The organism is Methanothermococcus sp., from assembly GCF_015523155.1.
GTDB lineage: Archaea > AGJL01 > Methanococci > Methanococcales > Methanococcaceae > Methanofervidicoccus.
The window spans coordinates 1-9,953 of sequence record NZ_WAKW01000061.1; the positions used below are offsets into that span (position 1 = coordinate 1).

The window sequence follows — 9,953 nt, forward strand, 5'->3', positions numbered from 1 at the left end:
CGGTTATTTCCAATGGTTGATTTATTAATTCGGTGGTATTTTTAAGGTCTTTTGCTGATAAATCTTTATCTATTTCTGAACCGATTATTAATTTTGCATTATGGACAATTTCTTTAATTTTCTCTGATTTTATGTCTTTTGCTACATCTGGATATGCACTTCCAACTCTATGAGCTCTACTACTTCCACTTGAGGGTAGATTGTATGATGAGCTTATGGTTTTTTCAGTTACCAATGTGATAACTGGGTCATCTTTTAAGTAAAGCAGTATTACATTCTTGCCGTTGATTGTGGTTATTTCATAGTGTGTTCCATTCTTTGGTGTGTCTTTTGGAATGGAGTTTCCATTTTTAAGCACTTCTTTAATGTCGCTATAGTCACCTAATGGTATAGCAACCACTACCAATGTGTTTGTTTTGTTTTCAAATGTAATATTTACTGAAATATTTACAACTTTTTTGTTGTATGTTGTGTATCCTGATGTTTCTGTTTTATCTTCTGTTTTTATTACTGTATTTACAATAGATGGTGTAATATTTTCACTTACTGCAATTATTGTAGGTGTTGTATTTTCCGCAGACTTTGTGGAAATATTATTTACGAGCTCATCTATTTTGTTTCCATCGATTACAGTAATATTTGCTAAATTCATAGATATAACTGTATCCAATATCTTATTCAATGTTTCATTTTCTTCTGTGGTATTTATCATATCTTTATCTATAACTGAATCTGCTCCTTTTACGAGGAATTCAACAGGTATTGATACTGTTTCATCTTTTATTTTTAATATTATGTTAAATTTATAGGCTGTTCCTTTTTTGGTGATATTTGTTGGAGTTTCAATTGATAATGGCAAAATTATATTTTTATTATTTATACTAATATTTGAAATATCTGTTGCACTTGTGGTTAATACTGAATTATTTAATGTGATTTTAAAGGTGTCTTTACCTTTTGATGTGTTTAATAACCATGTGGCATTTGTTGCATATGCTTTTAATATTGAATTAATGTTTCCATTGTAGGTTATAGTTATGTTTGTTTTTAGTGTTTCATTCTCTTTAACTACTCTGATAATTTCTTTTGGAGTTGCTGAGAATTCGGTGTTTTCTGGATTTACAGTTATCGTTTTAATTAATTTGTTGTTGTTTTCAGACTACTCATCTATATTATTACTTGAATCTACCTCAATTTCAATGGTATAAGTTCCGCTGGTATTTGGAGTCCATAGGAATGACACTGTTTTTGTAGAGTCGATGTTCAATGAGTTAATTGAAATTTTATTAACCTCATTATTGTTTATTTTTAAAGATACATTAAATGCTCCTGCATCTTTTGTTCCACTGTTATTTATTAATGCGGATATATTGTAGGTATGATTTTCAACATAGTCATTTTGCATTTATATTTGTGAGCTTTACACCGGTTGTATCATAATATATTACAACATTTAATGATGTGTTTTCGTTTCCTGTCCAATCTACATTCAATGGCACAGTATATCGTCCCCGACATTTCCAATACCCGAACCAATTAATATGGTATCGTTGTTGTATGCACATGCTACTGAAATTAAACTTAGGACGGCCAAAAATAGAAACAATTTTTTCATGAATATCACCCCTTCTATTTATAAGTTTTTAATTTTAAATAGAAAATACTACTACTTTTGCACTACCACCCCCCGATGTTATTTAAAAAAATATACAATATTATATCTATTTTGATTATATATATATAATTTTTGATTAATGCGTTTAATTATAATTTATAGGCGTTAAATATTTCAAAACACTTATATATTATAGTATTTTATATCAAAGGATATTTTATTATAATACATAACTAACATAAATTAAAATATTATTAAAATCATAATGTAAATGATATATATGTAATATAGTGTAATAGTAGGTGAAGAAATGAGAGTTATTATAATCGGAAGTGGAGCCGCAGGTTTGACCACGGCTTCAACCATAAGAAGATATAATAAAGAAATGGAAATAGTGGTAATTACAAAGGATAAACATATAGCATATTCACCATGTGCTATTCCCTATGTAATATGCAACGAAATACCTTCATTTGAAGATATAATAATGCATACACCTGAAGAATACAAAAGAGATAGACATATCGATGTAATTACAGAGTCAGAAGTTTTGGATATGGATTCAGAGAATAATAAAATAACATATAAAGATAAAGAAAACAATGAAATAGAATTAACTTATGATTACCTTGTTTTGGCTACTGGGGGCTCTCCCTTTGTTCCACCGATTGAAGGAGTGGATTTAAAAGGTGTCTTTAAACTAAGGACAATTGAGGATGGCATGAGAATAAAAGAGTATGCGGAAAATTCAAAAAGTGTAATAGTTGCAGGTGCAGGTGCAATTGGACTTGAAACAGCATACGCATTGAAGGAGCTCGGACTTGATGTAGTAGTTGTTGAGATGGCACCTCAAATTTTACCACGAGCTCTGGATATAGATATGGCTAAAATTGTTATGAAATATTTAGAAGAGGATGTTGGAATTAAGTTTATACTTGAAAAACCATTGGGTAAGATTGTTGGAGATGAGGATGGCAAAGTAAATGGTGCAGTAATTGATGGGGAGTTCTACGGATGTGATATGGTTATTATGGCAACAGGTGTAAGACCAAACATAGAACTGGCAAAAAAAGCAGGTTGTGAAATAGGGAGATGGGCTATAAGGGTAAATGAAAAAATGCAAACTTCAATTCCAAATATATATGCAGTTGGGGACTGTGTGGAAGTTGTGGATTTAATCACAAAGCAGATTACATTATCGCCATTTGGAACAACAGCTGTAAGACAGGGCAAAGTTGCAGGAAAAAATATTGTAGGTATTGAAGCTAAATTCAATCCAGTTTTAAATGCTATGGTGTCAAAAATTGGAGATATTGAAATGGCAGGCACAGGTATGAGTGAGCTCGGAGCTCATCAAAACAGACTTGAAGTTATAGTTGGAAAGGCAAGGGCACTTACAAGGGCAAGATATTATCCAGGTGGAAAATTAATAGAAGTTAAATTAATATGTGATATGAATAAAAATATTGTAGGATGTCAGATTGTGGGGGGCGAAAGGGTAGCCGAAAGAGTGGATGCAGTATCCATAGGTATTGTGAAAAATATGACTTGCAATGAACTGGCAAATATAGAGTTCTGCTACGCTCCGCCAGTTTCAATGGTAATTGACCCGCTTGCTCTTGCAGCTGAGAACGCCTGTGATAAATTTAAAAAGATAGAAAAAAATGAATAAATATTATAAAGCAAAAAAGTGATAGTATGGATATGGAAATGCTGGTGGGAATAATAGACACTCTTGAAAAAAAAGGAGTGGGTCTTCAACTATCTGTTGAAGGTCAAAGAACAGTTGAAATAACTGTAAAAGATAAAAAGATAGATGTAAATATAATAAACCCCTCAAAGATTGGAGCCTTAATAAAAGAACTTGATTTAGTAAAATAGTAAGAATAACTTAACATTAGAAATAATTAAAGTTTTAACTTATACATTATAAAGGTAATCTTTATATATATAAAAATCCCTATCAAACGGTTAGTAATTTTATAAAAAGTTTAAATACTATATTATATTATTATTCTATATTTATATTATTATTTATATTATCAAACACGATAAGAGGTGTATGTATGTTAAATGAACCCATAATCGATATAGCTACAAAAGATGTAATCACAATTACCCCAGATACTCCAATATCCAAAGCCATAGGAATAATGGAAAACAATCATTTTCACAATTTAATAGTAATTGATGAAAATGAAATATACATGGTGACAATACATGACCTTCTTTTAGCATCATCATTAAATGAAAATGTTGATGGTTTAATGTTTAAACCGCATTGCATAAATCAAAACACTCCTGTAATAGAGGGAGTATGTGAAATAATAAATAGTGGTCAAAGAGCTGCACCTATTGTGGATGAAAAAGGAAAATTGGCGGGGATTGTAACAGATTATGATATAATGAAAAGAGCTGCTAATTCTGAGCTCCTAAAAGATGTCAAAGTGACTAAAATAATGACAAAAAGCCCAATCACCATTGATAAAGATGAGAGTATAGGCAAAGCTAGAAGTTTAATGAAAAAATATAACATAGGAAGATTGATAGTTCTCGATAAAGAAGGAAATCCAACGGGTATTGTTACAGAGGATGATATATTAAGAAAAGTATTTAAGCCTAAGAAAAAGATGACCATTGGAGAATATGCAGGGGAAAAAGTTCCAAGAATGGCTCAACCAGTATCTATTATTATGAATTCGCCAATTATTACCGCTGATATAGAATCTTCCATTGTTGATGTAGCAAAATTAATGGAGAAACACGATATAAGAGGGGTTCCAATAACTAAAAAAGGAACATTAAGAGGAATTGTTACAAGAATCGACATAATGAAGTATCTTAAAGAATTTAAAGAAGAATCTGTAATCGAAGTGGATCTATGTGGTGAGTTCGATGAAGAAATGAAAGAACTCGCAGAAAGAATATTAATGACAGAAGTTAAAAAGATAGCAAAACAGTCTAAAAGACTTCACTGGATTAAAATTGTAATAAAAAAAGAACACGATAAAGGAGGAGTTCCCTACTACAATGTTAAAATATATGTAAAAACTCCGAGAAAACTCTATGTTGCAGAGGGAAAACCTAAATTATCCGCCACAAAAAGAATAGAAATGGAGGGTGAAGATATTCAACTCGTGGCTGAAAAACAGAGATGGGACTTTATAGAGGTATTGAAGGATGCTTTGGGTTCAATTTTAAAACAGATGGAAATAGATAAGGAAAAGAACCACCCAAAAAATAAAAAGGTATTGGAATAAAATAAAAATAAAATAATTTTCTTTTTTATTTATTTTTTTTATTTTCAATAAATGTTTTGTGGAGTGTCTGCAAACATTTTTCGAGCTCATCCTCACCAATTACAAATGATATATTCACCTCAGATGAACCCTGAGCTATCATCTTTATATTTGCTCCACTTTCAGCAACTGCGGCAAAGAGTTTTCCAGCTATGCCTTTGGAGCCTTTCATACCTGCCCCCACTACTGAAACTACGCATACATTATTATCGATTGATATATCTTTTATCAGCGGGCTATTCTTAAACTCTTTTTTAAGTTCTTTTATACAATTTTCAGCCTCTACTCCATCCCCATATATTACAATGGAGATGTTAGTTTCAGAAGAACCCTGAGTAATCAATATCACATTTGCATTAGCTCTTCCAAGTGCTGAGAATATTCTTGCGGCTGTGCCACTTACTCCAACCATACCTGCACCAAATATATTTATTAAAAATACATCTTTAATGGCAGATATTGCCTTTATAATATTGTCGCTTAATTCCTGGTCATTTGTAATTAATGTTCCCTCATTTTCAGGTTCAAATGTATTTTTAATTCTTAAAGGGATCTTCTTTTCCATCAATGGTTCAACTGTTCTTGGATGAAGAACCTTTGCACCGAAGTATGCAAGCTCCATAGCTTCAATGTATGACATTTTTGGAATTCTTTTGACATTTTTAACTATTCTTGGGTCTGAGGTAAGTATTCCGCTGACATCAGTCCATATCTCAACCATATCTGCTTCAAGACCTGCACCAACTAATGCAGCTGAATAATCACTTCCACCTCTTCCAAATGTTGTTATTTCTCCTTTTTCTGTTCCACCAATAAATCCTGTAATAACGGGTATTATATCCTCATTTAATAGAGGGGATATCCTTTGTTTAACCTCTAATTTCAACACCCTTGCACATCCATAATTATCATTTGTAATAATTCCTGCTTCACCACCTGTAAGGAATAATGATTTATATCCCAAATCTCTAATAGCTCCACTTAAAATTGGGGTTGATAATCTTTCACCAAATGAAAGTATGTAATCCTTAGATTTTGGAGTTAATTCTCCAAGGTATGCCACACCTATTAATACCTTTTCCAGTTCGTCTATTGAACTTTGGATTACTTTTCTTACCTCATTTTTTATTTTTTCGTTCTTAATTGCATCTACTATGGCATTTTCGTGTTTTTCTTTTATCTCTTCTATAAAATTATTGATTTTAGCAATATCCCTTACATCTAATGCCTGTTTAGAAATATCTACAAGGGAATTTGTTATTTGAGTCATTGCAGAGGTTACAACTACAACATCTTTATCTTCCTTTTTTTTGTTTATTACTATTTTTGCCACATTTCTTATTCTTTTTCCATCTCCTACGGAAGTTCCACCAAATTTCATTACTGTAACCACAAAATCACCTAAAATTTATATAATTAAAATAATATTTTCCTTATACATTATAGTAAGAATTTAAATAGCACTGTTATAAAATAAAACTTATTATAAATATTATATATAAAAAAGTTTTTATAAATTTATTAGAATAATTTATCAAGATTTATTTTATAAATGTAAAAAAATTATAATATAAAATTTTGAGTGATTTTTATGGTAAAGATATTTGATACCACATTAAGAGATGGAGAACAAACCCCAGGGGTTTCTTTAACTCCAAATGAAAAACTTGAAATAGCTTTAAAACTGGATGAATTAGGGGTAGATATAATAGAAGCAGGAAGTGCTATAACATCCAAGGGGGAGCGAGAAGCTATAAAACTTATAACTTCGCAAGATTTAAATGCTGAAATATGTTCCTTTGTTAGAGCTCTACCTGTTGATATAGATTATGCTCTTGAATGTGATGTAGATAGTGTTCATCTTGTGGTTCCAACGTCGGAAATACATATGAAATACAAACTGAGAAAAACAAAAGAGGAAACACTTGAATCAGCACTAAAAGCTGTTGAACATGCAAAAGAACATGGTTTAATTGTGGAGCTCTCCGCAGAGGATGCCACAAGAAGTGATGTAGCCTTTTTAATAGAGCTCTTCAATAGGGGTGCAGAGTTGGGAGCAGATAGGGCATGCGTATGTGATACTGTTGGAGTTTTAACGCCAGAACGGTCTTTTGAGTTATTCAAAACCCTAAGCGAAAATGTGCCCGTCCCTATATCTGCCCACTGCCATAATGATTTTGGAATGGCTACTGCAAATACAATTTCAGCAATAAGAGGAGGAGCTCAGCAGTGCCATCTTACAGTAAATGGAATAGGTGAAAGAGCAGGGAACTCATCACTTGAAGAGGTTGTAATGGCACTTCATACACTCTATAATATTAAAACGAATGTAAAGACTGAAAAACTATATGAAACATCCAGAGTTGTATCAAGATTGATGAAACTCCCAGTTCCACCAAACAAGGCAATAGTTGGAGATAACGCCTTTGCCCATGAGGCAGGAATACATGTTGATGGGCTTATTAAAAACACTCAGACTTATGAACCTATACCCCCCCAATCTGTTGGGAATAGAAGAAGGATAATACTTGGAAAACATAGTGGAAAGGCTGCTTTGAAATATAAACTGGAACTAATGAATATAAAATTAACAAATGAAGAATTTGAAAAGGTATATAATAAAATAAAAAATCTTGGAGATTTGGGAAAATACATTTCAGATATTGATTTAAAAACCATAATAAACGAAGTAAAAGGGGAATCTATTGAAGAAAAAATAATATTGGATGAACTCACTGTTGTATCTGGGAATAAAATCACACCTGTGGCTTCAATAAGGCTAAACTTTGCAGATGAGTGCAAAAAGGAACAACTTATAGAAACTGCATTTGGTGTTGGTCCTGTGGATGCAGCAATAAATGCTATAAGGAAGGCATTAAGTGGTGTTGCAGATATTACCTTGGAGGATTATCATGTAAAATCCATCGGCGGTGGAACAGATGCCCTTGTTGAAGTGGTTGTTAAGTTGAGAAGAGGTCATGAAGTGGTTGAGGTTAAGAATTCCCAAGGGGATATTGTAAGAGCATCTGTTGAAGCTGTGATGGAAGGCATAAATCTACTGATTTAATTTTTTATCTTTATATTACTTTTTATCTCCTCATGCTATTTTGTAAAAACTTTAAATAGTGGTTATAATATTATTTAAAAATAATTAAAATTATACTATTACGGTGATTGCATGGATGAAAAAGTTTCTATGAAATGTGGATTGGAAATACATGTTCAGGTTGATACAAAATCTAAATTGTTTTGTAGATGCCCTACAAATTATAACGATGTCCCACCAAACACGAATATTTGCCCTGTGTGTATTTCACATCCCGGAGCTCGACCAATGCCACCAAATAAAAAGGCTGTGGATATAGCAATTATGGTGGCAAAAATGCTCGGATGTGAGATAGTTTTAAATAAAGACATTTACTTCCAGAGAAAACACTACAATTATCCTGATTTACCTAGTGGATACCAAAGAACATCCGTTCCAATAGGAGTTAATGGAAATTTTTTAGGTGTTGGTATTACAGAGGTGCATCTTGAAGAAGACCCTGGACAGTATAAGCCTGATTTAGGAGTGGTGGATTACAATAGAAGCGGGATACCCCTTATTGAGATAGTATCTGAGCCAGACATAAAAAACCCAGAGGAAGCGAGAGAGTTTTTAAAACAGCTCATGAGATTATTCAGATATATAGGTCATTTGAGAGGCGAAGGGACAATGAGGGCAGATGTGAATATATCTGTCAATTACAACGGCATCCAAGGAAACAGGGTTGAGGTAAAGAACGTCAATTCCATTAAAGGAGTTTATAAAGTTTTAAAGTATGAATTCATTAGACAGAAGAACATACTGAGGAGAGGGGGAAAAATTAAAAGGGAAACTAGGGCATTTATGGAATCCCAAATGATTACAAAAGGAATGAGAAGCAAAGAAACCGCAGATGATTATAGATATATTCCAGACCCCGACCTTCAACCTATTGTGATAGATGAAAATTGGGTAAAAGAAGTGGAAGCTCAGATGCCAGAAACACCAATGGAAAAAGAAAAGAGATTTGTGGAACAATACAATATAAAAATGGAAGATGCAAAGGTGCTTGTTTCTGATTTAGCTCTTGCGGATGTGTTTGAAAAGGTTGTAAATGACCTTGGAGTAAATGAGGAAAATGTAAATCTTGCAGTAACTTGGATAAGAAATGAATTAAGAAGGGTGTTGGCATACAATAAAATAGATTTCTTTGAGAGTAATTTAAAACCTGAACATTTAACCGAATTGATAAAATTAATAACCAGTAAAACAATAAGCCAGAAGATTGGTAAAAAAGTAATTGAAATAATGGTTGAAAATAGAGGTAAAAAATCACCAAAAGAAATTATAGATGAGCTCGGTTTAACTGTAATTACCTCCGATGATGTTCTCGAAAATGCCTGTGATGAGGCAATAAAAAATAATCCTCAGGCAGTGCAAGATTATTTAAGTGGAAACAAGGTTGCACTGAACTTCTTGATGGGACAGGTGATGAAATTAACAAGAGGAAGGGCAGAACCTAAAAAGGTTGTAGAAATTCTAAAAAAGAAATTATAAAAATTAATTATGCTGTATAATAGCTTTGATTTTTTAGATTCTTTTTTTATTTTTTAAGTATTAATTAATTTTTGTTCTATATTATGTGAGCTCGGTGTGTAAGTCAAAATCTTTCGGATTTTTTACCACTATGGTTCGTATAAATTTCAAGAATTCTTGCTTTTATATACTACCTTGGTAAAAATGGTACTAGAAAAATTATGAAAAGTATTACCAACAATATTGGTAAAATTTCTTTATTTTTTATTTATTCTTTTTATTTATTTTTATTATGCAAATATACGCTCGAAATGTTTAGTATATCTAAAATAAAAACTAAATATCGATTTTTAAAAATTCGGAGTATATAAATGCTATTAATGTTTTTAATTAATTTTTATAATTTCTTTTTTAGAATTTCTACAACCTTTTTAGGTTCTGCCCTTCCTCTTGTTAATTTCATCACCTGTCCCATCAA

9 protein-coding genes and 1 pseudogene are annotated in these 9,953 nt (G+C 31.9%); 5 read left to right on the forward strand and 5 right to left on the reverse strand.

What is annotated here, in order from left to right; translation table 11 throughout:
- From F7B34_RS06160 to F7B34_RS06170, 3 genes and pseudogenes are all read right to left on the reverse strand, one after another.
- Window positions 1–859 (reverse strand): annotated as a pseudogene (locus F7B34_RS06160) (hypothetical protein); the annotation flags it as partial.
- A gap of 300 nt (window positions 860–1,159) precedes the next feature.
- On the reverse strand, window positions 1,160–1,405 hold the full coding sequence (locus F7B34_RS06165; RefSeq protein ID WP_292460959.1) for a CARDB domain-containing protein: 246 nt from the start codon (window positions 1,403–1,405) through the stop codon (window positions 1,160–1,162).
- Window positions 1,406–1,489: 84 nt separating this feature from the next.
- Window positions 1,490–1,615, reverse strand: coding sequence for a hypothetical protein (locus tag F7B34_RS06170; protein WP_292460960.1), 126 nt, complete (start codon window positions 1,613–1,615; stop codon window positions 1,490–1,492).
- A gap of 310 nt (window positions 1,616–1,925) precedes the next feature.
- Between F7B34_RS06170 and F7B34_RS06175 the strand changes: the two genes are divergently transcribed.
- From F7B34_RS06175 to F7B34_RS06185, 3 genes are all read left to right on the forward strand, one after another.
- On the forward strand, window positions 1,926–3,287 hold the full coding sequence (locus F7B34_RS06175) for an FAD-dependent oxidoreductase (protein WP_292460961.1): 1,362 nt from the start codon (window positions 1,926–1,928) through the stop codon (window positions 3,285–3,287).
- Window positions 3,288–3,313: 26 nt separating this feature from the next.
- On the forward strand, window positions 3,314–3,496 hold the full coding sequence (locus F7B34_RS06180; RefSeq protein WP_292460962.1) for a hypothetical protein: 183 nt from the start codon (window positions 3,314–3,316) through the stop codon (window positions 3,494–3,496).
- Window positions 3,497–3,681: 185 nt separating this feature from the next.
- Window positions 3,682–4,875, forward strand: a complete 1,194-nt coding sequence (locus F7B34_RS06185) for a CBS domain-containing protein (protein WP_292460963.1) — start codon at window positions 3,682–3,684, stop codon at window positions 4,873–4,875.
- Between the two features lie 25 nt (window positions 4,876–4,900).
- Here the strand turns inward: F7B34_RS06185 and F7B34_RS06190 are convergent, their stop codons facing one another.
- Complete coding sequence (locus F7B34_RS06190; RefSeq protein ID WP_292460964.1) at window positions 4,901–6,307, reverse strand: aspartate kinase; 1,407 nt, start codon at window positions 6,305–6,307, stop codon at window positions 4,901–4,903.
- A gap of 198 nt (window positions 6,308–6,505) precedes the next feature.
- Between F7B34_RS06190 and F7B34_RS06195 the strand changes: the two genes are divergently transcribed.
- On the forward strand, window positions 6,506–7,981 hold the full coding sequence (locus tag F7B34_RS06195; protein WP_292460965.1) for a 2-isopropylmalate synthase: 1,476 nt from the start codon (window positions 6,506–6,508) through the stop codon (window positions 7,979–7,981).
- A 111-nt stretch (window positions 7,982–8,092) separates the two neighbouring features.
- Window positions 8,093–9,496 (forward strand): Asp-tRNA(Asn)/Glu-tRNA(Gln) amidotransferase subunit GatB, encoded by a 1,404-nt coding sequence (gatB, locus tag F7B34_RS06200; RefSeq protein ID WP_292460966.1) that lies wholly within the window; start codon window positions 8,093–8,095, stop codon window positions 9,494–9,496.
- A gap of 376 nt (window positions 9,497–9,872) precedes the next feature.
- Here gatB and F7B34_RS06205 read toward each other — a convergent pair.
- Window positions 9,873–9,953, reverse strand: an 81-nt coding sequence (locus F7B34_RS06205; protein ID WP_292460967.1) for a hypothetical protein, incomplete at its 5' end; no start/stop codon positions are given.